The 25,768-nt window shown below is 65.6% G+C and carries 17 protein-coding genes; 8 read left to right on the top strand and 9 right to left on the bottom strand.

Annotation, left to right across the window (positions count from 1 at the left end):
- Positions 1-71: 71 nt before the first annotated feature.
- Positions 72-551: a DUF421 domain-containing protein gene (locus tag ACFOPO_RS10050; protein WP_386703066.1), complete on the top strand. Its 480-nt coding sequence runs from the start codon at positions 72-74 to the stop codon at positions 549-551.
- Between the two features lie 44 nt (positions 552-595).
- Here the strand turns inward: ACFOPO_RS10050 and hemF are convergent, their stop codons facing one another.
- The gene (gene hemF / locus ACFOPO_RS10045) at positions 596-1,522 is read right to left on the bottom strand and encodes an oxygen-dependent coproporphyrinogen oxidase (RefSeq protein WP_386703065.1); all 927 of its coding nucleotides are present in this window, start codon (positions 1,520-1,522) and stop codon (positions 596-598) included.
- A gap of 164 nt (positions 1,523-1,686) precedes the next feature.
- Here hemF and ACFOPO_RS10040 point away from each other — a divergent pair, with 164 nt between their 5' ends.
- Positions 1,687-3,411 (top strand): DUF3300 domain-containing protein, encoded by a 1,725-nt coding sequence (locus ACFOPO_RS10040; RefSeq protein WP_386703064.1) that lies wholly within the window; start codon positions 1,687-1,689, stop codon positions 3,409-3,411.
- Between the two features lie 31 nt (positions 3,412-3,442).
- Positions 3,443-4,327 carry a DUF2950 domain-containing protein gene (locus ACFOPO_RS10035; protein WP_386703063.1) on the top strand — a complete coding sequence of 295 codons (885 nt, stop codon included), beginning with the start codon at positions 3,443-3,445 and terminating at the stop codon, positions 4,325-4,327.
- Positions 4,328-4,446: 119 nt separating this feature from the next.
- Here the strand turns inward: ACFOPO_RS10035 and ACFOPO_RS10030 are convergent, their stop codons facing one another.
- Positions 4,447-6,843 (bottom strand): S9 family peptidase, encoded by a 2,397-nt coding sequence (locus ACFOPO_RS10030; protein ID WP_386703062.1) that lies wholly within the window; start codon positions 6,841-6,843, stop codon positions 4,447-4,449.
- A 178-nt stretch (positions 6,844-7,021) separates the two neighbouring features.
- Here ACFOPO_RS10030 and ACFOPO_RS10025 point away from each other — a divergent pair, with 178 nt between their 5' ends.
- From ACFOPO_RS10025 to ACFOPO_RS10010, 4 genes are all read left to right on the top strand, one after another.
- The gene (locus ACFOPO_RS10025; protein ID WP_386703061.1) at positions 7,022-8,425 is read left to right on the top strand and encodes a cytochrome ubiquinol oxidase subunit I; all 1,404 of its coding nucleotides are present in this window, start codon (positions 7,022-7,024) and stop codon (positions 8,423-8,425) included.
- Positions 8,425-9,438 (top strand): cytochrome d ubiquinol oxidase subunit II, encoded by a 1,014-nt coding sequence (gene cydB, locus ACFOPO_RS10020; protein ID WP_386703060.1) that lies wholly within the window; start codon positions 8,425-8,427, stop codon positions 9,436-9,438. Before ACFOPO_RS10025 ends, cydB begins: the two co-directional genes overlap by 1 nt.
- Positions 9,439-9,597: 159 nt before the next feature.
- On the top strand, positions 9,598-9,867 hold the full coding sequence (locus ACFOPO_RS10015) for a YcgL domain-containing protein (RefSeq protein WP_386703059.1): 270 nt from the start codon (positions 9,598-9,600) through the stop codon (positions 9,865-9,867).
- Positions 9,860-13,180, top strand: a complete 3,321-nt coding sequence (locus tag ACFOPO_RS10010; RefSeq protein ID WP_386703058.1) for an ankyrin repeat domain-containing protein — start codon at positions 9,860-9,862, stop codon at positions 13,178-13,180. Before ACFOPO_RS10015 ends, ACFOPO_RS10010 begins: the two co-directional genes overlap by 8 nt.
- 162 nt (positions 13,181-13,342) lie before the next feature.
- On the opposite strand, the gene ACFOPO_RS10005 is transcribed toward ACFOPO_RS10010, so the two are convergent.
- The 7 genes from ACFOPO_RS10005 to ACFOPO_RS09975 form a co-directional block, all read right to left on the bottom strand.
- Positions 13,343-15,172, bottom strand: coding sequence for a monovalent cation:proton antiporter-2 (CPA2) family protein (locus ACFOPO_RS10005; RefSeq protein WP_386703057.1), 1,830 nt, complete (start codon positions 15,170-15,172; stop codon positions 13,343-13,345).
- A gap of 317 nt (positions 15,173-15,489) precedes the next feature.
- Positions 15,490-15,777, bottom strand: coding sequence for a hypothetical protein (locus ACFOPO_RS10000; protein ID WP_386703056.1), 288 nt, complete (start codon positions 15,775-15,777; stop codon positions 15,490-15,492).
- Positions 15,765-16,178 carry a hypothetical protein gene (locus ACFOPO_RS09995; RefSeq protein WP_386703055.1) on the bottom strand — a complete coding sequence of 138 codons (414 nt, stop codon included), beginning with the start codon at positions 16,176-16,178 and terminating at the stop codon, positions 15,765-15,767. The genes ACFOPO_RS10000 and ACFOPO_RS09995 overlap by 13 nt, the downstream gene beginning before the upstream one ends.
- A 1,017-nt stretch (positions 16,179-17,195) precedes the next feature.
- Positions 17,196-17,708 carry a hypothetical protein gene (locus ACFOPO_RS09990; RefSeq protein WP_386703054.1) on the bottom strand — a complete coding sequence of 171 codons (513 nt, stop codon included), beginning with the start codon at positions 17,706-17,708 and terminating at the stop codon, positions 17,196-17,198.
- Positions 17,705-19,963, bottom strand: a complete 2,259-nt coding sequence (locus tag ACFOPO_RS09985; RefSeq protein ID WP_386703053.1) for an RHS repeat domain-containing protein — start codon at positions 19,961-19,963, stop codon at positions 17,705-17,707. Before ACFOPO_RS09985 ends, ACFOPO_RS09990 begins: the two co-directional genes overlap by 4 nt.
- Positions 19,921-23,523, bottom strand: a complete 3,603-nt coding sequence (locus tag ACFOPO_RS09980) for a hypothetical protein (protein ID WP_386703051.1) — start codon at positions 23,521-23,523, stop codon at positions 19,921-19,923. The genes ACFOPO_RS09985 and ACFOPO_RS09980 overlap by 43 nt, the downstream gene beginning before the upstream one ends.
- Positions 23,523-24,422, bottom strand: coding sequence for a Fic family protein (locus ACFOPO_RS09975; RefSeq protein ID WP_386703050.1), 900 nt, complete (start codon positions 24,420-24,422; stop codon positions 23,523-23,525). The genes ACFOPO_RS09980 and ACFOPO_RS09975 overlap by 1 nt, the downstream gene beginning before the upstream one ends.
- A 461-nt stretch (positions 24,423-24,883) precedes the next feature.
- On the opposite strand from ACFOPO_RS09975, the gene ACFOPO_RS09970 reads away from it, so the two are divergent.
- Positions 24,884-25,729 (top strand): energy transducer TonB, encoded by an 846-nt coding sequence (locus tag ACFOPO_RS09970; protein WP_386703049.1) that lies wholly within the window; start codon positions 24,884-24,886, stop codon positions 25,727-25,729.
- Positions 25,730-25,768: the final 39 nt, after the last annotated feature.

Below are 25,768 nucleotides of genomic sequence, written 5' to 3'. Positions count from 1 at the left end.
CCGGCGAACGCCGGGACCCATCTTGATCTGCGTTGCTGCACAATCGCCGCGACCCTCGCCTGGAGCACTACATGTTCGAGATGTCGATGCCGTGGTGGGAGTTCGTCTTCCGCGCGGTCGTGGTCTATGTGGTGCTGCTGACGATGATCCGCATGTCGGGCAAGCGCACGATGGGGCAGTTCACCGCGTTCGACATGCTGTTGATCGTGCTGCTCGGCAACGCGGTGCAGAACGCGCTGCTCGGCAAGGACACGTCGATGACCGGCGGATTGCTGCTCGCCGCAACGCTGATCATCCTCAACTGGCTGGTCGGCTTCGTCACGTCGCGCAGCAAGACCGCCGAACGCATCCTCGAAGGGGCGCCGGTCGTGCTGGCGCGCAACGGCCACGTCTACCGCGACGTGCTCAAGCGCGAACTCGTCAGCCGCGACGATCTCGCCAAGGCCATGCGCGAAGCCGGATGCAGCGACATCGAGCGGGTGAAGCTGGCGCTGCTGGAAACCGACGGCCACATCACCATCATGACCAGCAACTCCGACAGCAACGCCTGACGTAGCCCGGGTAAGCGAAGCGCACCCGGGACCCATAAGCCCACCTACCGCACCAGCTCCTTCAACCAGTCCCGCGGCCGCAGGTAATCCGCCAGACGGGCCTCGGCACTGCCGTCCTCCGGCGAGAACCCGTACTCCCACCGCACCAGCGGCGGCAGGCTCATCAGGATCGACTCGGTGCGGCCACCGGACTGCAGGCCGAACAGCGTGCCGCGGTCGAACACCAGGTTGAACTCGACGTAGCGCCCGCGCCGGTAAAGCTGGAACTGGCGCTCGCGATCGCCATAGGGCGTGTGCTGGCGCCGTTCGATGATCGGCAGGTAAGCATCGAGGAAGCCATCCCCGACGGCGCGCATGTAGGCGAAGTCGTTGTCCGCATCTTCGTGCAGGTCGTCGAAGAACAATCCGCCGACACCGCGCGTCTCGTTGCGGTGCTTGAGGAAGAAGTACTCGTCGCACCACTGCTTGTGCTTGTCGTAGCGCGGCTGTCCGCCGAAGGGCTCGCACAGCTCACGCGCGGTGCGGTGCCAGTGCAGCACGTCGGCGTCGAACGGATAGAACGGGGTCAGGTCGAAACCGCCACCGAACCACCACGCCACGGTCTCGCCGTCGCGGATCGCGCGGAAGTGGCGGACGTTGGCGTGCGTGGTCGGCAGGTACGGATTGCGCGGGTGGAACACCAGTGACACGCCGACCGCGCGCCACGACGCGCCGGCCAGTTCCGGCCGCGCGGCGGTGGCCGACGGCGGCAGCTTCGTTCCCGACACGTCGGAGAAGCCGATGCCGGCCTGCTCGAACACGCCGCCGTCGCGAAGGATGCGGGTGCGGCCGCCGCCACCTTCGGCGCGCTGCCACAGGTCCTCGCTGAAGCGCGCGCTGCCGTCCACTGCTTCGATGGACGCGCAGATGCGGTCCTGCAGGCCGGTGAGGTAATCGCGGACGTCGTCGAAGCCGGGGGCGGGCTCAGTCATGTTCACAAGAAACTTGCAGGGGTGGTGCGCATGATAGCCGCCGCCTGAACCAGGGACCGGCCGGGATGGTCGCTGGTCGGCAAGCGCCACCCGCCGGCAGCGGGTTTCAAACGCCACAGCGTTGGGAGTCGTCCGTGCGCAACCATCGTCGAATTGGCCTTCTCATGGTCCTGTTGTCGGTAGCTGCATGTTCCGGCGACAAGACTCCCGCGCCCGCGGCCACCGCGCCGGCGCCCACGCCGGCCGCTCCGGCTGCCGCGCCGGCAACACCTGCCGCGACGCCGGCGAACGCGCCGGCCTCGACATCGTTCAGCAAGGAAGAGCTGGACCAGATGGTGGCGCCGATCGCGTTGTACCCGGATCCGTTGCTGGCGCAGGTGCTGATGGCTGCGACCTACCCGGGCAATGTCGCCGATGCCGCGGCCTGGTCGAAAGCGCACCCGAATGCCAAGGGCGACGACGCGGTCAAGCAGGTGGCCTCGCAACCGTGGGACCCGAGCGTGCAGGCGCTGGTGGCGTTCCCGCAGGCGCTCGACACCCTCGGCCAGGACCCGGCCTGGGTGCAGCGCCTGGGTGATGCGTTCCTCGCCCAGCCCAACGAAGTGATGGATGCCGTGCAGCGGTTGCGCCGCCAGGCCCAGGCCGCGGGCAACCTCTCGTCCAACCAGTACCAGAACGTCACCGTGCAGGCTGCGCCGACCGGTCCCGCGCCTGCAGCGGCGGCGCCGTCGGACGGTGGCGGCGGCGGTGGCACCACGGTCATCCAGGAACCACAGCCGCAACAGACCATCATCATCGAGCCCAGCAATCCGGAGGTCGTCTACGTCCCGTCGTACAACCCGACCACGGTCTACGGCAGCTGGGCGTACCCGTCGTATCCGCCGGCGTACTACCCGCCGTCGCCGGGCTACTACGCCGGCAGCGCGCTGATGGCAGGCCTGGCCTTCGGCACCGGCATCGCCGTCACCAACGCCTTGTGGGGCGACTGCGACTGGGGCGGCGGCTGGGGCGGTGGTGACGTCGACATCGACGTCAACCGCTACAACAACATCAACACCAACCGCCAGATCAACAACAGCAACTGGCAGCACAACTCGCTCAACCGCGATGGCGTGCCGTACCGCGACAGCGCCAACCGCGAGCGCTACGGCCGCCAGCTCGATGGCGCGCAGAACCGCAACCAGTTCCGCGGTGACGACCCGGGCCGCGCCGATGCGCGCAACCGCGCGCGCAGCCAGATGGAGAATCGTGGCATCGGTTCACCGGCCAGCAGCAACCGCGAGGCGCGTGATCGCGCACAGGCGGCGAATCGCGACCTGCGCAACAATCCGCAGGCGCGTGAACGCCTCGAAGGCGGAGGGGCACGTGACCGCGCGGGCGGTGCCCAGACGCGCGATGCGCAGCGCCAGCGTTCGCAGGCCGCCGCGCAGGACCTTGGCTCGCGCAACCGTTCCAAGCCGACCGACCTGGGTGGCAATCGCCCCAACGCGGCGCAGGATCTTGCATCGCGCGACCGTTCGCACAACGCCGATCGCGAGCGCGCCCGCCAGGCCGCCGGCGGTGGTGCCGGCAACCGCAGCCAGGCCGATCGCCAGCGTGCGCAGCAGACCGCGCAGAACCGCCAGGCCCAGAACCGTCAGCGTCCGCAGCAGAGCAACAACCAGGCCCGGCAGCAGGCGCGCTCGCAGCAGGCGTCACGGCAGGCGCCGCGCAACAACGCGATGTCCGGCGCGCGCAATCCGCAGCAGTCGCGCCAGCAGGCCAATCGCGGCCACTCCAGCCAGGCCTCGGCGCGGCAGTCACGCGGTGGCGGCGGTGGTGGTGGCCACCAGGTGCAACGTCAATCCCGTCCGCCGCAGCGCCAGGGTGGCGGCGGCCATCGTCGTTGAGAGGGAGACATCCATGAAATGCATCGTGCGCATGCTTCCCGTCGCAATGATGGCGATGCTGGCCTTGCCGGCATCGGCGCAGCAAGCCTTCCCGACCCCCGATGCGGCCGCCGAGGCGTTCGTCGCCGCGCTGGGCACGCAGCGCGCCGACGCGCAGAAGCTCGAGGCCCTGCTCGGCAAGGATTGGCGCGAATACATCCCGATCGAAGGCATCGAGCGCGCCGACGTCGAGGCCTTCCTCAAGGGCTATCGCGAAAAGCACAGCATCCAGACCGCAAAGGACGGCACCGCCCGTCTGGCGGTAGGCAAGGATGCATGGACCCTGCCGATCCCGCTGACCAAGGGCAAGGCCGGCTGGGCCTTCGACACGCATGCGGCGACCGACGAGATCCGCGCGCGCCGCATCGGTCGCAACGAAGACGACACGATCGAGTCGGAGCTGGCCTATCACGACGCGCAGACCGAGTACGCGGAAGTCGATCGCGACGGCGATGGCGTGCTCGAGTACGCGCAGAAGGTGCTCAGCACCGACGGCAAGCACGATGGCCTGTACTGGGCCGATGACGACAGCGGCCAGGTCAGCCCGCTCGGGCCGCTGTTTGCCGATGCAGAGCCGGGCAGCGACTGGCACGGCTACCACTTCAAGATCCTCACCGCGCAGGGGCCGTCGGCACCGGGCGGCGCGTACAACTACATGCTCGGCAACAACATGAGCCGCGGCTTCGCGCTGATCGGCTGGCCGTCGAAGTACGGCGACACCGGCGTGATGAGCTTCATGATCAGCCACGAAGGCGAGGTGTTCGAGAAGGATCTCGGACCCGACAGCGAGAAGCTGGCCAAGGCGATGACGAAGTTCGATCCGGACAGCAGCTGGAAGGAAGTGAAGCCGCCTGCTGCGACGGCTGCGGCGCGCTGAGGCGCGCCGTCCCCTGAACCGTCATCCCCGCGAAGGCGGGGATCCATGGACGTTGCTTCCGCTCAACACACAAAAGCCAACGTCCTTGGGTTCCCGCCTTCGCGGGAACGACGAGCGGATTACTTCAACGTCCGCTCAAACAACTCATAAATCCGGCGGTACTCGTCATACCAGCTGTCCGGATGCGTGAAGCTGTGGCGCTCCATCGGGTACGGCGCGATTTCCCACTTGTCCTTGCGCAGCTCGATCAGCTTCTGGCTGAGCACCACCGAGTCCTTGAAGAACACGTTGTCGTCGATCATGCCGTGGGCGATCAGCAGGTTGTCCTGCAGGCCGTCGGCGAACTCGATCGGTGACGACACCTTGTACGCCTGCGGGTCGAGCTCGGGCGTGTTGAGGATGTTGCTGGTGTACTCGTGGTTGTACTGCGACCAGTCGGCCACCGGCCGCAGCGCGGCGCCAGCCTTGAACGTGCCCGGCGAGCGGAACAGCGCCATGAACGTCATGAAGCCGCCGTAGCTGCCGCCGTAGATGCCGGCGTGGTCCTTGTCGCCGCCCTTGTTGGCGACCAGCCAGTCCAGGCCGTCCAGGTAATCCTCGAGTTCCGGATGGCCCATCTGGCGGTAGATCGCCGTGCGCCAGTCGCGGCCGTAGCCCTCGCTGGCGCGGTAGTCCAGGTCGAGCACGATGTAACCCTGCTGCACCAGCAGGTTGTGGAACATCTGCTCGCGGAAGTAGTTCGGGTAGCGGTCCGACACGTTCTGCAGGTAGCCGGCGCCGTGCACGAACATCACGATCGGGTACTTGCGCGACGGGTCCGGATTCTTCGGGCCGTAGTACTTGCCCCAGACCACGCCGGCGCCGTGCTTGCTCGGCACCTGCACGTACTCGGGCTTGATCCACTCGCGCGCCTTGAACTCGGGCTTGCGCGTGTCGGTCAGCTGCACCAGGCCGTCACCGCTGGTGTTGACGACGGCCAGCTGCGGCGGCGTGTAGCTGTCGGAGTGGCGAACCAGCACCTTCGAACCGTCGGGCGACAGCGAGAAATCCTCGACGCCGTCGAGCGAGGTCACTTCGCGCACGTCGCCGCCGTTGCGGTCTACCGCGCACACTTCGTAGTCGCCCGGCCACTTGCGGTTGCAGACGAAGTAGAAGCTGCGGCCGTCGTTGGACAGCTGCGGCGCCGACACTTCCCACTTGCCCGAGGTCAGCGCGCGCGACTTGCTGCCGCCGTCGTTGACGTACAGGTGCGAGTAACCGCTGCGCTCGGACAGGAACCAGAGCGCGCCGTCGTTGGTCCAGCCGAAGTCATTGAAGCCCCAGTTGATCCAGGCCGCATCGGTGAGGCGGTCGCGCACGGCGAGCTTGGCGTCCGGGCCCGGCGTGATCGAAGCAATCCAGCGGTCCTTGTTGTCGATCGCGCGGATCAGCACCGCGGCCTGGCGGCCGTCGTCGCTCCAGTGGATCGCCGGGCCGGTGCCGTCGCCGTCGGTCTCGATGCGCACGGCGCGATCTCCCTTGAGCGGATCCTTCTTCGCGGCCTTTCGCATCGCCGCGAGCGGGTCGTCCTTGATGCCGGGCAGGGCGTCGAACTTCAGCTCGGTCGCCTTGGCGGCGTTGACGTCCACCAGCCACAGCTTGTGCGCCACCGGTGCGTTGCGGCCGACGCGCACGCGCACGTCCTCGAATTCCTCGTAACCCGACTCGGTCACGTACTTGGGCATCTTGCCGGCCTTGCCTTCGTCGGCGTCCTTGGCCGAGGTCACCACCAGCAACCACTTCGCATCGGGCGACAGCGCGCTGTCGACGATCTTGACGTCGTCGCCCAGGTAGGTCGGCGCGGCGGCGCGGGTCGGATCGGCCTGGCGCCACTGCTCGCTCTGCGCGCGTGCGGCGTCCTTCTGTGCGCGGTCGTTCTTGAGCGTGCTGATCATGTCGAGCTGGCGCGTGCGCAGGTCGTCGGCCTTCGGTGCCGCGGCCGGATCCTTCTCGGCCTTGACGATCGCCGCCTGCGACGTGCCCTGGCCGGCGCGCCACTGGTACCAGTCGTTGCCGCTGCGGAACACGAGGTTGCCGTCGCTGCTCCACTGCGGCGTGGCTTCGTCGTCGTTGCTGCGCGTGACCTGGGTCAGCGCGCCGTTGCGCAGGTCGCGCACGAACACGTCGCCGTTGCGCACGAATGCCATGCGCGCGCGCTGGGCATCGAGCACCGGCTGGGCGGCGTCGAGGTCGGCGCGGGCGGCGCCGTCCAGGCGCGCGGCGGCCATGCCGCCGCCAATGCCCTGCTGCCAGGTGTCGCGGATCGTCGCGCCTTCGCGGCGCAACTGGTACTGCACGCGCTGGCCGTCCCAGGCCCACCAGGCCTGTTCGACCGGCGGCCCGATCCAGTCCGGATCGGCCATGGTCTGGGCCAGGGTCAGCGGGGCGGTCGGCGGGCTGGCAGGCGTCTGCGCGTGGGCGGCGGACAGCAGCAGCGTCGACAGGGTCAGGGCGGTGGCAAGCGGCGTGAGGCGCATCGGGTCGGGACCGGTCGGATGGACAAGGCAGGTGGGCAAAAAACTGCCGCAGCGTAACAGTCCGCGGGTTTGCCGGATCGGGTCATGCGTCATGGGAAACACTGACGTGACCCGGACGAGCGTGACAGCCCCGATGACGCGGCGCACAATCATGTGCAAGAAGTCACGGAGTAACGCCGTGGACGCACTGCTCTTGTCGCGCATCCAGTTCGGCTTTGTCATTTCGTTCCACATCCTGTTCCCGGCGTTCACCATCGGCCTGGCGAGCTGGCTGGCCTTCGTCGAGTGGCGCTGGCTGCGCACCCGCGACACGCTCTGGCGGGACCTGTTTTTCTTCTGGACCAAGATCTTCGCCCTGTCGTTCGGCATGGGCGTGGTGTCCGGCATCGTCATGAGTTTCCAGTTCGGCACCAACTGGGCCACGCTCAGCGAACAGGCCGGCAACATCCTCGGTCCGCTGCTCAGCTACGAAGTGCTGACGGCGTTCTTCCTGGAAGCGACCTTCCTCGGCGTGATGCTGTTCGGCTGGGGGCGCGTCAACGAGCGCATGCATTTCCTGGCGACCTGCATGGTCGCGCTGGGCACGCTGATCTCCACGTTCTGGATCATCTCGGCCAACAGCTGGATGCAGACGCCGACGGGTTATCGCATCGTCGACGGTGTGTTCGAGCCGGTCAGCTGGCTGAAGATCGTCTTCAATCCTTCATTCCCGCTTCGCCTGGCGCACATGGTGCTGGCGGCGTTCATCACCACCTGTTTCGTGATCGGCGGCGTCGGCGCGTCCTACCTGCTGCGCGGCGTCCACGTCGAAGCGGGCAAGCGCATGCTCAAGGCCGCGGTGATCTTCGCCGCGATCACGGTGCCGGCGCAGGTGATCGTCGGCGACCAGCATGGCCTGGTCGCATTGGAGCACCAGCCGATCAAGGTCGCGGCGATGGAAGGCCACTGGGACCACTATCCCAAGGGCGAGGGCGTGCCGCTGGTGCTGTTCGCCGTGCCCAACGAAAAGGCCGAGCGCAACGACTACGAAGTCGCGATCCCGAAGATCGGCAGCGTGATCCTGACCCACACGCTCGACGGCGAGATCCAGCCGCTGAAGTCGGTGCCGGCCAGCGAGCGTCCGCCGGTGAAGCCGGTGTTCTACGCGTTCCGGGTGATGGTGGGCCTGGGCACGCTGATGCTGCTGCTGGCGATGGCATCGCTGTGGATGCTGTGGCGCGGCCGACTGTACGAATCGCGGATCGTGCTGCTGGGCTGGAAGGCGATGATGCTGGCCGGCTTCGTCTGCATCCTCGCCGGCTGGTACGTGGTCGAAATCGGTCGCCAGCCCTACGTCGTGTATGGTCTGTTGCGCACGGCCGATGCGGTCAGCCCGATCCTCGCCGCGGCGAGCGTGATGACCTCGCTGATCGTGTATGCGCTGGTGTACGCCATCGTCTTCGGCGCCGGCATCTGGTACCTGCGCAAGCAGGTGCTCAAGGGCCCGCTGCCGCACGAACCGCCACAGCACACCGAAGGCGGCGACAAGACGCCGGCGCGGCCGCTGTCGGCGGCAGGCGACAACCTGGAGGAGGGTGCGTGATGGATCTTGCGACCGTGCTTCCTGTCGTGTGGTTCGGCGTGATTGGCTTCGGCGTGCTGATGTACGTCGTGCTCGACGGTTTCGTGCTCGGCCTGGGCATCCTCGCGCCGTTCGCCGAAGACGAGCACCAGCTCGACCACATGATGAACACCGCCGCTCCGATCTGGGACGGCAACGAAACCTGGCTGGTGCTCGGCGGCGCCGGCCTGCTGGCGGCATTCCCCAAGGCCTACGCGGTGGTGCTGTCGGCGCTGTACCTGCCGGTGCTGCTGATGCTGATCGCGCTGGTGTTCCGCGGCGTCGCCTTCGAGTTCCGCTTCAAGGCGCATCGCAGCAAGCCGGCCTGGGGCGCGGCGTTCGCACTGGGTTCGATGCTGGCCGCGTTCGCCCAGGGCGTGATCCTCGGCGCGCTCGTCGAAGGCATGCCGCTGCAGGGCGGCAAGTACCTGGGCGGCGTGTTCGGCTGGTTCAGCCCGTTCTCGATGCTGACCGGCGTGGCGGTGCTGTTCGGCTACGCGCTGTTGGGCTCGACCTGGCTGATCCTCAAGACCGAGGGGCGCATGCAGCTGGTCGCGCGCAACCTGACCCGGCCGCTGGTGCTGGTGGTGGTCGCCTTCATGGGGCTGGTCAGCGCGTGGCTGCCGTTCCTCGACTCGCGGATCATGGCGCGCTGGTTCGACGGCCCGAACTTCTGGTGGCTGGCGCCGGTGCCGCTGCTGGCCCTGCTCAACGCCTTCGCCCTGTGGCGCGCGGCCATGCGCCAGGGCCGCGACGCGGCGCCGTTCGTGCTGACCCTGTGCTTCTTCGCGCTCGGCTTCGCCGGGCTGGTGCTGGGCATCTGGCCCAACATCGTGCCGCCGGCCCTGACCATCTGGGATGCGGCCTCGCCGCCGTCTTCGCAGGGTTTCGTGCTGGTCGGGCTGATCGTGCTGCTGCCGGCGATCCTGGGCTACACCTACTGGTCGTACAGCGTGTTCAGGGGCAAGGTCGCGGCCGACGCCGGGTACCACTGAGGTTCGTGGCCCCGGGGGACCGCCGGCCCGGATGCTCAAAACCGGGCGGATGCAGGGCAAAAACATGAACCTGTCGTTGTGCGCGCGCGCCACAACGACAGGTATGCTGTGTCCAACATCACGTTGCGGCCGTATTTGCCGCTGCTTTCGTCCGGACCGATGCAAGCCTACGTCTACAAGAGCCTCCGCAAGGCCGACACCTACTTGTACCTCGCCAAGCGCGACGACTTCGCACGCCTGCCCGAACCGCTGCGCAGCCAACTGGGGTCGCTGCAGTTCGTCCTCGAAGTGGCGCTGACGCCCGAGCGCAAGCTCGCCCGCGAGGACGTGGCCGTGGTCCGCGAGAACCTGTCCGCGCGTGGTTTCCACCTCCAGTTCCCGCCCACCCTGGCAGATCCGATGACGGAGGACTGGGGTACCGATGCCTGAGCACGCGCCGCTGAAACTTCCGTCTTCGACTCTGTCATTGCGCCTGGGCGGCCTGCTCGCTGGCGCGGTCGCGCTGGGCCTGCTCGCCGGCCTCGGCGGCGTCATTGCAGTGATTTCCGGCGTGCTCGCGCAACCGCTCGCCGCACTGGCGGTGCGCGGCTGGCGTGACGGCGCACTGCCGACACGCCCCGAAGCCCTGCGCGAAGCCGGCGTGCTGGCGCTGCTGTGGGCCGCCACCGTGGCCGTGCTGGCGGCGGTCATCGCCTGGCCGCTGTCCTCACTGCTGCAGACCGGTTCGATCACCTCCGTGCTCGGCCTCAGCGCGATGGTTGGCGTGGCCCTGCTCGGCCTGTGGCGGCTATGGCCGCTGTGGCTCGGGATGGAACGCGAGGGCGGTCCGCTGGGCGAGCACTGGCAGTCGCTGGCCGAACTCGAGCTCAGCGCCTGGCGCGGTCTTGGCGTCGCCGCGATCGTGCTGGCGCTGTCGGCCGTGGTGCTGCTGCTGGCCTGGCCGGGCCTGCTGGCGAGTACGGGCGCGCGCTGGTCGATCGCCGTGGCATTCGCCCTGGCCGCACCAGCACTGCATTTCCTGTTGCAACAGATCGATCCGGCCGACCCGCTGCCCGGCTTCGCCTACGCCGATGACGACGAGGAAGAAGACGAACCGGTCGCGCTGGTCGATGGCGAACCGCTGGCGCCCGCGCTGTACGCCGCGGCCCGCAGTGGCCGCGTCGAACGCGCGCTGGAACTGATCGACCTCGGCGCCGACGTCACCGCGCCGCCGCCGTCCGACGAGCGCGACCAGCGCAGCCTGGCGGTGCTGGCCGCCGTGCTGCCGGACCTGCGCCTGCTGCGCACGCTGATCGCCCACGGCATCGACCTCAACGCCACCCATGCCGGCATGAACCCGCTGCTGGCCGCCACCCGCGACAGCTGGCACGGCCGACCCGATGCGGTCATGACCCTGCTCGCCAACGGCGCCGACCCGCGCCTGACCGACGCCGAAGGCAACACCCCGCTGCACCACGCCGCGCGCAGTTCCGACCCGGGCGTGGCGGCGCTGCTGCGCGATGCCGCGGCCGAACTCGATCCGCTCAACCACGACGGCCTGTCGCCGCTCGGCGTCGCCTGCGCCAGCGGCAACTGGCGCCTGGCCAAGTTCCTGCTCGAGCGCGGTGCGCGTCCCGAGCCGGCCGGTGGCCAGCCGGTGCTGCTCGCCGCCGCCGGTGGCGACGAGGACGACGTCGCCGGTGTCGGCCTGCTGCTCAAGCACAAGGCGCGCGTGGATGCGCGTGACCGCCGCGGCCGCAGCGCCCTGCACGAGGCCGCGTTCGCCGGCCATCTCGACATCACCGCGGCGCTGCTCGCGGCCGGTGGCGATGCCGATGCACGCGACCTCGAAGGCCGCAGCCCGTTGCTGGAGGCCGCCCGCGGCGCCCACCTCGAACTGCTCGAACGCCTATTGGCGCAGCTGCCACGCGGCGGCGCCGAGGCCGCGCTTGCCGTTGACGCCCGCGGTCGCAACGCGCTCGTACTGGCCTGCATGGCGGAATCGCCGTCGCCGGCACTGGTGCAACGACTGCTGGACCTCGGCGTGGATGCCGAACAGCGTGACGCCGACGGCAAGCGCGCCATCGATCGCGCCGCCGAAGCCGGGCGCTGGTCGCTGGTGGCCGCGCTGGACCGCGCTTACCCGATGCCGTCGGCGCTCAGCGAAGACGGCGACGACGATGCACCGCTGCCCGACCGCGCCCCGACCGTGCTGCTGCGCGATGGCCTGCGCGACGGCCGTTCCGGCGAACTCGGTGGCCTGGCGCAGCTGCTCAGCGCCAGCGAGCGCGGCGCACTGCTGCACGACGAAGAATCGGCGACCTCGGCGCAACGCGTGCACTGGCTGCTCGACCAGGGCGCCGATGCGGAAGCGCGCAATGCCGCCGGCGACACGCCCATGCACGCCTTGATGGCGCGCGGCCGCGATGCCGTGCCGTCGCTGCGGGTGCTGCTGCAACGCGCTGCGTCGCCTGCCGGCGCCGGTGGCCTGGCGCGCTTCCTCGCCGCCTGCCACGGCAACGATGGCGATGACGCAAGCCTCGAATCGCTGGCGCTGGAACTGATAGACCGCGGTGCCGACCCGTTCGCCCGCTCGCCTGCCGGCGACCCCGCGCTGGCCCTGGCCGTGCGCCTGGGCTGGACGCGCCTAGTCGAGCGCCTGCTCGCGATGGGCATCGACCTCAACGCCCGCGACAGCCATGGCATGAGCGCCTTGCACCTGGCCGCCGCACTGGGCCGCGACGACATGCTCAAGCGCCTGGTGGCGCAGGGCGCCGCCCCCGACCTTCTTGCGGCCGACGGACAGACTCCGCTCGGCGTCGCCCTGGCCTCGGGCCGCCGCGACCTCGCCGACTGGCTCGACTGGCGCGGCTGGCCGTTGCCGCGCCGTCCGCTGCAGCCGCAGGACGTACCCGCCGCCGCGATCATGGGCGATTCCGACGCAGTGCGTCGCCTGCTCGACCTCGGCCTGCCGGTCGATGCGGTCGACGCGCAGGGCTGCACCGCACTGCTGCGCGCCGCCGGTGGCGGTCATCGCGCCGTGGTCGACCTGCTGCTCGCGCGCGGCGCCGATCCCAAGGCCACGGCCAACTCCGGCGCGACGCCGCTGTCGGCCGCGGTGAGCATGCGCCACGCCGAAATCGTCGACCGCCTGATCGCGGCCGGCGCACCGCTGGAACAGCGACTGCCAGGCGAGCTGACCGTGTTGATGGTCGCCTGCGCGCTAGGCCTGACCGACCTGGCCGCGCGCCTGCTCGCCGCCGGCGCCGACGTCCAGGCCTGCGACGCGCAAGGCCGGCAGGCGCTGCATTGCGCGGCGATGTACGGCTTCAACGCACGTGAACGTTCGCGCCTGGTGGCGCTGTTCGACACGCTGCTGCTGGCCGGCGTCGATGCCGACCACCCGGCCGCCGGTGCGACGCCGCTGCTGTTGCTGCTGGGCGCGCGCGCCGAGCCGGGCACCGGTGCCGACGAAGACGTGCTGATCGCCGGCATGCAGCTGCTGATCGACCACGAAGCCGCGCTCGACGCCAAGGACCCGCGTGGCTTCGGCCCGCTGCACCTGGCGGCCCTGCACGGCCTGCTGCGCGTGGTGCAGTTCCTGATGCGCGCCGGTGCCGATCCCGACCTGCGCGACGCACTCAACCGCACCCCGCGCGAGATCGCGGTGATGCGCGGCTTCATCGACATCGCGGCCGAGTTCGCCCCGCCGGCTTCTGGCCAGAACGTGTCGATGGCGCGATTCCTCCGCGAGCCGCGCTGAAGCCGTCGTCCCGGCGAACGCCGGGACCCAGGCACTCACCCCATCCGCCCTATCACCGTCATCCCGGCGAAAGCCGGGACCCATCTTGATCCTGCAGTTGCCGCTCACGAACCAACGTCAAAGTGGATCCCGGCATGCGCCGGGATGACGGCAAGGTCCCACTCACTCCTCGTCCAGCACATTCTCTTCATTGCGCGTCGCATCGGCGATCTTGCCGAGCACGCCCTCGCCGAAGTCGGCGTTGAACAGTTCCTCCAGCTCGCGGCGCGCATCCTGCGTCGACTGCAGCAGCGCATCCTCGTCGTCGCGGATCAGGTACTGCGCACGCAGCAGCCGCTGGTCGTGCTCACGGAATCTTTCGGCATGATCGCGCGCCACGTCTTCGGGCAGGCCCAGCTCGACCAGCACTTTCTCGCCCATGCGCAGGCTGCTGTAGAACGTCTCGCGCAGCGCCCGAGCGCCCAGGTCCATCAACTCCCAGGCATGGCGACGATCGCGTGCCCGCGCGAACACCGTCGCCTCCGGGTACAGGCGGCGGATGGTGCTGACGGTGTGCAGGTTCTCCTCGACGCCGTCGATGGCCACCACGAACACCTTCACGTGGGCCGCACCCGCTGACCGCAACAGCTCGGCCTTGGCCGGATCGCCGTAGTACACCGGGTTGCCGAAGCGGCGCACGAAGTCGACCTGGTCCGCGCTGTGTTCGATGCCGATGAACGGAATCTTCTGCGCGACCAGCAGGCGCGCGACGATCTGCCCGAAGCGGCCGAAGCCGGCGATCAGCACCTGCGGCGCGCCGTCCTCGGGAAGGGTGTCGAACTTGCGTTCCTTGCGCCGTATCGGGTTGGACGCGAGCAGGCGCGAAATCGCGATCAGCAGCAGCGGCGTCAACGCCATCGACACACCGACCGCGGCGGCGAGCCGGTCGCGCATCGGGTCGTCGATCAGGCCCGACTTCACGCCTTCGTTGAACAGCACGAAGGCGAATTCGCCGCCCAGCGCCAGCACGCCGCCCAGTTGCAGCGCCGCGCGTGGATCGAGCCCGCCCGGGCGTCGCCCGATCAGGTAGAGGATGGCGAACTTCACCACCATCAGCACCACCACCAGCCCGGTGATCAACCACGGCTCGGACAACACCCGCTGCAGGTCGATGCTCATGCCGACGGCGATGAAGAACAGGCCCAGCAGCAAGCCCTTGAACGGATCGATCTGCGCTTCGAGTTCGTGGCGGAATTCCGAATCGGCCAGCAGCACGCCGGCGATGAAGGCGCCCAGGCCGGCCGAAAGACCGGCGATCTGCATGATCCAGGCGCTGCCCAGCACGGTCAGCAACGCCGCGCCGGTAAACACCTCCGGCATCTGCGCGCGCGCGACCACGCGGAACACGTGCCGCAGCACGAAGCGACCGCCGATTACCAACGCCAGCACCGCGCCCACGGCCTTGAGCACATCGTCCCAGCCGAACTCGGCGGCGCCGGCGCGACCGAGCAACGGAATGGCAGCCAGCAACGGGATCGCGGCAAGGTCCTGGAACAGCAGCACGCCGAACGCCACGCGGCCGTGGTCGGTGGTCAGCTCCTTGCGCTCGGACAACAACTGCAGCCCGACCGCGGTCGACGACAGCGTCAGGCCAAGGCCGATCAGCAGCGATGCCTGCCAGCTCAGTCCGGCCACCATCGCCAGGCCACCCAGGGCCAGGCCGCACAGCAGCACCTGCAGGCCACCAACCACGAAGACCGGCTTGCGCATCACCCGCAGGCGCGCCGCCGACAGCTCCAGGCCGATCACGAACAGCAGCATCACCACGCCGATCTCGGCGGCTGTGAGCACGCGCTCGGCCTCGGTGACGACACGCAGGCCGTAGGGACCGAGCACCACGCCGGCGGTCAGGTATCCCAGCACCGCGCCCAGGCCGAAGCGACGGAATATCGGGACCGCGATCACGGCCGCCAACAGGAATACCAGAGCCAGTTCCAGACCACCGCTGTGCATGAGCACCTCCTGGTCCGGAGTATAAGTGCCGGCCGTTGCCGGAGACCCGCGGCGCCTTCACTTGGACGTGGCCGGGAGGAGTCCGGCTAGCCAGAAGTGCTCTCGAATCCGCCAGGAAGGCCAATCGTCCTAATGAAACCGCTTCCGGTTGAGGCCACTCTTCAGGCGCAACTCCAGTGATGTGATCCTGGAAATCAGAAAAGCTGCCCGCATCGGCTCTGAGGAGGGGGCGTCGTTCTGCTCCCGTGCCGTCTGCTCGATCTTCAAACGCCGCAAACGGATGCGGGACATCTGCCGCCAGACCTTCGTCCCGAAGCTTAGCGAGCTCTCAGAAGTCGATCGCTCTCAAGAGTGTAGTGCCCCTCTTCAACGTAGCCGACCTGACCGCCGACATCGACCTCAATCAGGTAATCAGTCTTGTCCGGATAGACGATTCTGATGATTGGCATCGGATTGTCGGTTCGCGCGAGGGCACGCTTCGCACTCTCATCCGAATAGACGGAAATATGGTTTTTCGGGACAAGCGTCCGCTGCGGCATATCGGTGCGCCCTGAAACTAGTGCAGGTGCCAAAGCTGGCATCTCAACCCGCTTCAAGAATCGCATCTCACTTCTAGCATAACTACTGGATCGGTGAAGCAAATCACGTCCACTATTTCCTCGCCGATACGCACAATGAAATGTTGTGCATTGGCCATGTCTCTGGTTCCCAGCGCCTCAGCATCAAGCCAAGCAAGGAGTTCGCTGGCGGTGTCCTTCACAATAGACCCGACGATGCCTCCCAGAGCTTGCAATGAGCGTAGTCGCGTACCTTCCTCGGAAATACTCACAGAAAGTGGGTCCTCAAAACGTACTTCGGCAATCACAGAATCGTGTCTATCGCAGCCTGCAATTCGCAATGCGCCGTCGTCGTAGGTAATCCGCGAACTGCAGACTGCTTGAAATGGTGCATGGACAACTTGATATCTAGTTCCCATAACGAATCTTGATCCTTGTTCTGCCGCCATACTGGATCTCGATTGTTGGCCTGCCATCGCTGGAAGGCCGAAACAATTACGGTGCTGCCGCTGCTCGAAGCTGGTTCTGGCCAGATTCTACGCAGCTCTCTTGGGCAACTTTGCTACCAAGCTAAAGATGACGGCGACAACAAGTCCGATAAGGGCTCCAACCGGGATCGTGTGCGTAAGGGGCGGAGGGCGAATGCTCAACTGCCAGTAGCAGGCCCATACGGCAGAGCAAACAACCGTAGCACCGACGCAAACAAACACCCAAGTCAACCTGCCTCTTGAACGAAGCCAGAACAGGTACGGCAGACCAAGCAACAACATGGCACCGTAGGCAATGGGCAGTCCGAACAAGAAAATAAGCAGCATGGTCGCAGGCAAATCCCGAAGCCCCGATAGCCCGGAATTCGATACTGCCTCCCAAGTTGACGCAAGGGTAATTGAAAGCGGTACGCCAATTGGGGCGACAAGTGCCCCTTTCCAAATAGATGACCTGTCTACAGTCATGGCTGGCATGCTGGCGCGCTGCACCATTCCCATCCACCCATGTTGCCAATGACAGGGATATCGCCACCGAAGACGGGCAATGGCCCCCATCCATCCGTAGCGCCGCAGCTGCTAAAGACGGCGTTGTGAAATTCTGAAAGACTCTTAGCGCTCACTATCGCCGTATTCTCTAGCAGACCAATGGGGTCCAATTGCAATGGCGGCCGATAGCGGAATCGTAGTCGCGATGGCCGTTCTGCCAAGACCTGTCAATGTCGTCGCGCCGCGGTCCTCGAAGTTCGTGATTCAAGGTATTCCTCTTAGCCACTCGAAGACGCCGCCTCGTCGTTCATTGAATAGAATCGAACCCTGTCCGCTTCTATGTCGATTAGCTCTTCCACGACTATCGCCTCCTTTCGCATGGGTATACGTTCATGGGTATACGTTTATGCACGCCGCCGCCTGGAGTTTGGACATCCCAGTGCGGCCACCATGAGCGATGTTGCACGGTCCGCATTAGCCCAAACATCAATCCTAGCAGGCATGCTCTGGGTTGAAGCCGCTTCCCAGTCGCCGCTCAAGTAGTGTCACACCTAGATTGAGAATGTCGCCAATGAGTTGGAAATCAACAGGTTCCTCTGACTTGTCAAGCAACCAGCCCGCATTGGTTCTGGAAAAGAGGGCGTCGTACTGCTGTTTTGCCCCGGGCGCTTCGCGCGCGAATGGAAAAACCGGTTCTGCGGTCGACGCGTTTGACAGGTCGGTGAAGAGATTCCACAGCGTGATCAGTTCTTCGTAGTCTGCTGTGCCATTCTCCAAAGATCGCAAAAGCTCATCGACATCCAGTCGCAAGACTTCTTCTGTGGCTGAGACTGGTTTCCAGCCACCCATTCCAATCAGATAGTTCGACAAGCTCCGTTCAGAGTTCGTCCACACCAACGCTCCGTTGGCTTCAACGAACCTGTCGTGCCCGGTCGCATCTGAGTACCAAGCCAGCCAGTGCTCACTGAATCTCAGAGTGAGGCACACGGGATACGTTTCGGTCATATGGAGTCAGGCTCGGGGATTTCAAAGTAGAGTGGACCAAACGGGTCGCCGACTCCAATCATCGGCTTGCCATCAGGAGCAAAATGCGTCTCTGCGTACTTCTTCATCCTGCTGTGGTCAGAACCAGGACCGCGTTTTCCAGAAGGACAAACGCGGTCCGCGAAGTCTTTAGGGGTTTCTCCATTCTTCGGAGACTCCCCTCGGTACTGTGATGGGATGTCATTCTTTGGTTTGCCTCCTCGCGGAGCGATCCGTCGTTGGGGCAACTCATTCCACGGAGTTCTTCCAGCAGAACCGATCTCCGACGGCCCACGCAGCCTTGCTGGCGGCCGGGCGAAAACGCACGCGGGGCATAGACCTGACGGATCGGCAAAGCTGACTGGATTTCCCTCAACGTAGGCATATGTATTAATCCCCCCAACCAAACCGACGGGATCTGATTGCAGGTAGCGACCAATGTCGGAATCGTAGTCGCGATGTCCGTTCTGCCACAGCCCTGTCTCGGAGTCGTAATACTGACCCGGGAATCCGATGTTGAGGCCGCCGATGCTATTGGCGATGACCGTGCGGTTGTATGCGCCATTGTTGGCGCGCCATACCGCCTGCCTGACGCTATTGCTCACGACCTCGGGTCGTCCCAGGTGGTCGTTGTGTACGAACAGCATATTGCTGTCGGGCTTGACCAATCCGACCAGCTCATTGCCGAGCCAGACATAGTTGGTCCAGCCGCCCGGTCCGTGCTCGGCCATGAGCAGGTTCTGGCCGGTGTAAGTGAAACGCGTGGCTCCGCCCGAGCTGGACTTTGCTACGCGCTGATCCAACGCATCGACGGTGTAACTGGTCGCAACACCATTGACGGTTGCTTTGCGTAAACGGTTGAATCCATCGTAGTCATAAACGGCGGACACGTCCGGTGCCGATTCGCTGGTGCGGTTGCCCAATGCGTCGTAGCCGTAACTGCGCGTTCCGGAACGAAAGTTGACACTGATAACGCGATTGCTGAGCGGGTCGATCACGCTGGGCGACTGCCCGTCGGCATTCACTTGCCTAGTGATGTTGCCGTTGGCGTCGTAGTCCCATTGAATGCCGGAGGCTGTGTCGGCTACCAGCCGCCCCAGTGCGTCGTATCGGTAGTTGCGGTTCTGGCCTGCGTCTATGGCGTTGCTGATCGCAGTGATCTCATCGGCGTCGTTAAGGCCGTGCGTCAAACTCTGCACCAGCGTCTGGGCGGTGCCAGCGCTGGAGCTCAGGCCCGTGGTGCGTCCGTCGCGGTCGAAGTTGTACAGCCGCTCCAGGCCGTTGCCGTAGCTCCACCCTTCGATTGGGCCGGTCGGTCTATAGGTCAGGTTTGCCACCACCGTTTGGGTCTGGCCGTTGACCGTGGCGGTGACCAGCCGCAACGCACCATCGGCATATGCGTAGCCAACTCCCATTCCATTGGGGTACGCGATGCCGGTCAGCCTTCCCTGCCCATCGTAGGCATATGCGGTCGCATCGATGGCGCCCGCCTGGGCATTGCTGCGCTGGCTGAGCCAGCCCTGCGGTGTGTACGCGAAATCCGTTCGTACCAGGGTCTGACCGGCTTCGCTCACCTCGGCCTGGCACAGACGTCCCTTGCCACCGGCGCAACTGTCGTAACCAAAGCGGCGCACCGCCGAACCTGCGGTTACCGCGATTGGGCGACCGGCGTCGTCATAGGTGTAGGTTGTGTTGGCGCCATTGTTGCGGGTCATGGCGTTGGGCAGGCCGGCCGCATCGTACTGGAAGCGGGTGGTCCCCGTGTCCGGACTCACCTGCGACCACAACTGACCAAAACCATCATAGGTGTAGAGCGTGCGTAAGCCGCGTGGGTCTTTGACCTCTGTCACGCGGTCACCAGCATCATAAGCATAGGTGGTGGTCTGCTGTGCCGGATCCTTTGAGCTAACGATCCGGCCGAGTGCATCGTGAGTCACCTCGGTTCTGCGCCCGACTCCATCGGTGACACTGACGAGGTTGCCGATGGCGTCGTAGCTGTACGCCATGACGACCTGATTGCCAGAGTTGCGCTCGCGGATCACCCGACCCAGTTCGTCGTATTCGAAGCTGCGTTCGTAAGTGACATCGGCTTGGGCGGTCCCCGCCAAAGCTGCGAGGATGGCCAGCGTCAAAACTTTTGCTGCGGTCATGGTCCGGTCCTTCGGAGGAAGAGGGGCAGTCGCTATGTCAGGGCTCATGGCTCGGAGCAGTTCCTGCACCCCGGCGGTGGCTTCCATGCCGGAGGTTCCGGCGGCGGCTGGGTGGTCGGGTTGCCGCGCACATCGACCGTGGCCAGAGTCAGACCGTCCTTCTTCAGATGGAATCGATTTCCGGACGCCGCGATCCACGGCGCCGATGCCGAACCGTTCTGCGTGTTGCCATGGAATAGCTGCGCGCCATTGTTGTTGAGGTCGGTCACCCAGACCTCGGCGCCGGCATGGCTGGCACCCCAACTGATCGACACCGTGCAGGTGCTGCGGCCCCAAGGAATGGTGCAAGGGTTCGGTGATGAACTGATCCAGCCGTTCATCACCGTCACCTGGACGTACGGCGTCGTGTCGCCGAACCAGGTCACGCCCTCTTGCACCATTTGCCATTCGAAGTTGTGGATCCCCGGCTGATCTGGCGCACGCACCCAGAAGTGGAAGGCGCCGTCCTGTTGACTGCCCCAGTTTCCGGGAACACCTACGCGGCTCATGCCCCAGCGGGTGTTGTCATGCGGCCACCGCGAACCCAGGTTGAAGCCCGTGGTGGTGTTCCAGGTTGCGCCACCGGTATTGCGCATGCCAACCCAGGCTTCATACCACTGGCCTGCGACCATCCTGTTGGGCACCGATTGCCATAAGAAGCGTGACGCCCGCGACTCGAGTTGGCCCCGCACATCCACCGTCGCCAAGGTGAAGCCGCTGCGCTTGAGGTGAAAACGCTTGCCTTGAGCAGGGATCCATGGCGCCGAAGCACTGCCGTTCTGCGTGTTGCCATGGAACAATTGCAATCCTGAGCCGTCCAGGTTTGTGACCCAGACTTCGGCGCCGCCATGGCTGGTGCTCCAGTTCACTGTGCTCGTGCACGTGGAGCCGCCGCCGGGAATAGTACACGGGCTCGGGGAGGCGCTGATTGCACCGGACAGCGTGGTGACCGCGACGCTTGGCGTGGAATCACCAAACCAGATCACACCATCGCGCACCATTCGCCATTGGAACGCATGGCTGCCGGCTGCCGGGGCAACCACATTGAAGGTGAACGTGGCCGTATCACCAGGCGCAACTGTACCGTGCACCGCCACGCGGCCGATGCCCCAGCGATTGTTGTCGCCTGGATTCTGGGATCCAAGGCGATAACCTTTCGTGTCGGTCCAACTGACGTTGCCGGTGTTCTTGAGCTGCACGGACACCGCGTAACTCTGGCCTACCGCCATTGCCGACGGCACCGATTGTCCGACGAACTGCGCGCCGTAGCGGATCGGGTCGATCGTGACTGGCACGGACGTGGCGCTGCAGCCACCGTCGTTGCAGGCGCGCACGCGGTAGGCGTACGGCAGGGATGTGGTCTTGCTGGACAAAGTCGCGCTGGTTGCGGCCCCATCGTGCACTGACGTCCAGGCGCCGCCATTTGCGCTTTCCTCCAGGCGGTAGGTGGTCGCGGAGGTTGCGGCACTCCATTGCACCGTGTAGCTGCCTGTCTCGTTAACCGCCGGCAGGGACAGGCCCTGCGGCGTAGCGGGGATGGCTACAGGTGGCTTGACTGGCGGCGGTAGCTCTTCGACTTTGGTCGTGCGCTCGGTGACTATGCTGGTCACCTGAGAGTTGGCGTTATAGCTGTAGCGCGTCAGCGCGTGTGTGCCCCCTCCCTCGGGGCGCCACTGTCGCAACAGGCGCCCAGCCGCGTCATAGGCATAGGTGGTCGTCACGCCGTCCGGCTTGCGTTCGCTGATCAGTCGCCCGGCCTTGTCGTACACGAGGTTTGTTACGCTGGCGACGCCGTTGACGATCGTGGTGTACGTGGTGACACGTCCGCGGGCGTCGTAACCGTATTCGGTGATGTCGCCATTTGGCCCGGTGATCCGGCCTGGCAAGCCAAGGCCGTTGTGATTGCTGTAGACAGTGGTGTGGCCGAGGCCGTCCGTGACAGACAGCAGATTGCCGCTGGCGCTGTAGGAGGTGGTTGCCGTGTCTTTGCCCAAGGGGCCATCGACTGCAATCGTCGCCAGCACGCCGCTGGCATGCTTCGTGTAGGCATAGGTTGTACGACGTGTCTGTCCGATGGCTCCAGCACGGGAGAGGTTTCGGACCGTCTGCGTCGCAAGGCGATGGTCGGGCGTATAGGTGTACTCGATTTCATGGTCGCCAACCGTGGTCACCCGTGTCAGGCGGTTGTTCGCCTCGTCCCAGCCGTAGGTCGTGCTGCGCGCGACAGAGGTGCCGGCGCCGACGACCTTCTTCTGGAGATGGCCGTGCTCGTCGTAGTCGTAGTCAGTGACCACGCCGGCGAAATCGCGCACCTTGTCGTCGTGGCCGTGGACGTCGTAAGTCATCTCACTGATCGCGCCCCCACAGTTCGCGCTCGGGTGGCCGGTCGCGCGTAGAAGCTTGCCGGCAGCAAACTCGTAAGTGGTTTGACGTCCCAGCGGATTTGTCTCAACTACTGTGGATACCGCGCCTTGCTCGTCCAAGGTGTAGGCGAAGCTCGAACGCTCGACGCCGCCGGCATGCTCGCTGCGTACTGGCAGCGTCCAGCCATTGACTTTTCCGTAGGTAAAAGTTGAGTAGCGCACACCGTTGTACGACTTGCCGGCCAGCGCAGGGAGTTGGCCGGCAGGTGTTTCATAGTGGTACTGGACAGTGCCCCCATCGGGGTAGGAGACGGAGGCAAGCTGTCGGCTGGTGTCGCTGGAAAAGCTGTATCGATACACACCGCCGGCGGGGTCGGTTACCGTCAATACATTGCCGGTCCACTGAAACCCCATCCGCTTGCCCGACGAATGGGTCACAGAGGCAAGGCTCCCATCGCTGCGGTACGCGAACTGCCAAGCGATGCCTTGGCGATTACTGATGGACTTGATCCGGTTCTCTTGCCAGTGCCCGCGTGGCTCGAAGCGCTCGACCCAGCCGTTCTCCGTGTGGTGCGAAAGCACACCGTCGGCGCCCAGAGTCACATACGCCGGGCTGCTACCGTTGCGCCATACGCCATCGGAATCCTTTTGGTATGCCAGCTGGCGCCCGTCAGGCAGAAATAACTCGATGCGCCGATCGTTCGAATCGCGGAACAGGAAGTAGTCGATACTGCTATTCCAGTTCCAGCTGCCGTTGAGAATCGTGCCAGCGTTGGAGCCCGCGTTGCGGTTGTAGACCAGTGCGAAACTCAGGGGCATCTCGGCGTCCGCTGAGTAGAAGCCAAACTCGCGCTCTATCTTGTTCGCGTTGGAGATGATGATCGGGTTCGAACGCGCGTACTCGCATTTGGCCGTCGCGTCGGACTGGGATCCCGGCGATGGCCCGGTGCCTTCGGCGGCATAGAACACATCATCGACAGATTGCGAGTCGTTGGCTCGATAGATGCTGACGCCGCGGCGCGCGAATGCATTGAAACCGGGCTGCCGCGGGGCGAAGCTGATTGGTCCGAACTGCGGTCGGTCTGCAGCGTGAACTACCAGGCCATCGTCATCGCGCGTGGGTAGTTCGTAGGCGGTCACCGGGGCGGCTGCAGCCAGGACTGTCAGCATCGAGCCCAACGCGTACTTGAGTTGCGTCCTGCCGCGAGCGCTAAGCTCGCAGCCTATGTCCTTGGAAAACCCCATTACTGCTCCTTTTTGACGCGGGACTGAACGTGACTGGCCAGCGCGTTGGCCTCGGCAAGTAGCGAGGCAATCGAGAGTTGACCGGCGGGAACGGACCTGACCCAAGGGTCTTCACCGCTGAGCGTGATCCGATCCGTGAAGCCGCCGAGCTTGCGGTCCGACATGCCGAAGCGATCTTTTATGGTCGCCAAGGAGATCCGGCCTTCGGCGTAGATGTCGGCCAGGCACGCCTCAAAGGGCGCACTGGCCGGAGAGAGGCTTTTGAAGTGCCCGTTGATGCGGACAGCGGCCGCGTGCAGTCGCCTTTCGTGCAGCTGCATCCTCGTTTCGGTGGCGAACACCCGAGCGCCGTCAAGGTAGGTTTGGAGGCCGTGCAACCGCATCTTCGGCCAGACGTGTTCGCACAAGTGATCCCGCGCGCACTGCAGATACACCGATGCCAAGGCCGAGGATTCCCAATCCCCGGTGAGGGAACCCGAGGCCAGCGCCAACAGCCGGGACCAACGGCCGTTGCCGTCAAGGAACGGGTGCGTATGCGCGCCATAGAATCCAATCATGGCTGCGACCTCGAGGGGGTTCCGGTCGGCGTAAGCCGCCTGGGGAACCCTGTCGAGTTCCGCCATCAATTCTGGCAACGCCGCATGCGGTGGGAACAGATGCGCTGCGTCGCCGGCAGTTCGGCCGCCGGTGAAGACGTTCTCCTCGCGGAATCCAGTGATGCCTGGGACGATGGAGCCAACCAGTTGCAGGTGGTCTGTCGACGTCGCATAGCGCTGCTGGCGCAGTAGTCCCAACGCAAAGCGTCTCGCTTGCGCTTGATCGGCCAGCTCACCGCCGGCAACCCGCGCCAGCACCAAGTACCCCAGCACGTGCTCCCTGCTCGCTATGGGGGCTTCCATCCGCGGGCTACAGCGCCGGATCAGGTCGGTCAGCTGGGCCGGAATGAAGTACCGGAGCATTGCGCCTGTGAGAGTTGAGGGTACCGCCAGGTAACGCCCCGTTGGTTGCGCTTCCATTGCTATGCAGGTCAGGAGCAATGTCGCGGGTCCCGCTTAGTGCTACCCGATGCAGATCCCCGGCGCCGGTTTGCACCGCCACGACCCATGCTGTCCTTCACAGGCACTCCCCTTTCGTTCCGTCGCGTCCAGCCGCGGCCGAAGCTACCAGCGGCCCAATCCGGGAGCTATCAGAAATGTCTGAAAGGGAGGGTTGCCAGTGTCTTGCTGTAGCTGCACCACGTGGCAAGGGGCCTTGGCCATGTTGCCGTCTGTGACGAATGCCGAAGTTCCCTGACGCACACTCGTGGCCTTTAAGAATTACTATCGGCGCGGTGAATCTTGACCTTGCACAGGGACGCGCAATGAACGTCTTGAGATCAATCGCAGCACTGGCCCTGATGGCGTGCTTCGGCACGGCCGTCGCCGCAGGCCCCGCCGCAGTGCGCAAGCAGGTCGAGTCGACGCTGCTGGTGAAGGGCACGGTCGACATCGAACCCGATGGTCGCGTCAGCGGCTACGTGCTCGACCGCGCCGACGAGCTGCCGCCGGTGGTGACCAGCATTCTCGACAAGGCCGCTGCGACCTGGAAGTTCGAACCGATCCTGGTGGCAGGCAAGCCGGTGCCGGCACGCACCGCGATGAGTATCCGGCTGGCCGCAAAGCGCACCGAAGACGGCAAGGCATTCGAGGTCAGGATCGCCTCCGGCAACTTCGGCAAGCCCAATGCGGAAGGCGACCTCAGCAGCCGCTCGCTCAAGCCACCGCGCTATCCGATGGACGCCGCGCGCGCGGGCGTTGCCGGCACCGTTTTCGTCATGGTGCGCGTCGGCAGGGACGGCCTCGTGCAGGACGCCATCGCCGAACAGGTGAACCTGAAAGTGATCGACAGCGAGGCCGGCATGAACCGTTGGCGCCGCGCGCTCGGCGAGGCTGCAGTGCGCGGTGCCGCCGAGTGGTCGTTCAATCCGCCCAGCCGCGGCGAGGACGTCGACGAGCCGTTCTGGCTCGTGCGCGTACCGGTCGATTTTTTCCTGGACCCGGTCAAGCCCGTCAAGTACGGACAGTGGGACAGCTACGTGCCAGGCCCGCGCCAGAGCGCGCCCTGGCTGGGCGCGATCGACACGTCCCTGGGCGCCGACGCCGTGGCCGAAGGCACGATCCAGCCGCTCGGTACCGGACCGAAACTGCTGACGCCGATCGGCGGCTGATTCCTCCGCCGGCACCAACAAAAACGCCCCGCATTGCGG

Origin of the sequence: Lysobacter sp. GCM10012299 (assembly GCF_042649405.1) — a bacterium.
In the GTDB taxonomy this organism is placed as follows: domain Bacteria; phylum Pseudomonadota; class Gammaproteobacteria; order Xanthomonadales; family Xanthomonadaceae; genus Lysobacter_J.
Note: the sequence above shows the minus strand (reverse complement) of the source record. Positions and strands in the feature narration are given on the sequence as shown.

Excerpts from the sequence above, each read along its gene's own strand:
- ACFOPO_RS10010 (WP_386703058.1), top strand. The coding sequence starts at position 9,860 with ATGCCTGAGCACGCGCCGCTGAAACTTCCGTCTTCGACTCTGTCATTG.
- ACFOPO_RS09980 (WP_386703051.1), bottom strand. The coding sequence starts at position 23,523 with ATGGGGTTTTCCAAGGACATAGGCTGCGAGCTTAGCGCTCGCGGCAGG.
- ACFOPO_RS10035 (WP_386703063.1), top strand. The coding sequence starts at position 3,443 with ATGCTTCCCGTCGCAATGATGGCGATGCTGGCCTTGCCGGCATCGGCG.
- ACFOPO_RS10000 (WP_386703056.1), bottom strand. The coding sequence starts at position 15,777 with ATGCGATTCTTGAAGCGGGTTGAGATGCCAGCTTTGGCACCTGCACTA.
- ACFOPO_RS09970 (WP_386703049.1), top strand. The coding sequence starts at position 24,884 with ATGAACGTCTTGAGATCAATCGCAGCACTGGCCCTGATGGCGTGCTTC.
- ACFOPO_RS10050 (WP_386703066.1), top strand. The coding sequence starts at position 72 with ATGTTCGAGATGTCGATGCCGTGGTGGGAGTTCGTCTTCCGCGCGGTC.
- ACFOPO_RS10040 (WP_386703064.1), top strand. The coding sequence starts at position 1,687 with ATGGTCCTGTTGTCGGTAGCTGCATGTTCCGGCGACAAGACTCCCGCG.
- ACFOPO_RS10030 (WP_386703062.1), bottom strand. The coding sequence starts at position 6,843 with ATGCGCCTCACGCCGCTTGCCACCGCCCTGACCCTGTCGACGCTGCTG.
- cydB (WP_386703060.1), top strand. The coding sequence starts at position 8,425 with ATGGATCTTGCGACCGTGCTTCCTGTCGTGTGGTTCGGCGTGATTGGC.
- ACFOPO_RS10005 (WP_386703057.1), bottom strand. The coding sequence starts at position 15,172 with ATGCACAGCGGTGGTCTGGAACTGGCTCTGGTATTCCTGTTGGCGGCC.
- hemF (WP_386703065.1), bottom strand. The coding sequence starts at position 1,522 with ATGACTGAGCCCGCCCCCGGCTTCGACGACGTCCGCGATTACCTCACC.
- ACFOPO_RS10015 (WP_386703059.1), top strand. The coding sequence starts at position 9,598 with ATGCAAGCCTACGTCTACAAGAGCCTCCGCAAGGCCGACACCTACTTG.
- ACFOPO_RS09985 (WP_386703053.1), bottom strand. The coding sequence starts at position 19,963 with ATGGAAGCCACCGCCGGGGTGCAGGAACTGCTCCGAGCCATGAGCCCT.
- ACFOPO_RS09990 (WP_386703054.1), bottom strand. The coding sequence starts at position 17,708 with ATGACCGAAACGTATCCCGTGTGCCTCACTCTGAGATTCAGTGAGCAC.
- ACFOPO_RS09975 (WP_386703050.1), bottom strand. The coding sequence starts at position 24,422 with ATGGAAGCCCCCATAGCGAGCAGGGAGCACGTGCTGGGGTACTTGGTG.
- ACFOPO_RS09995 (WP_386703055.1), bottom strand. The coding sequence starts at position 16,178 with ATGGCGGCAGAACAAGGATCAAGATTCGTTATGGGAACTAGATATCAA.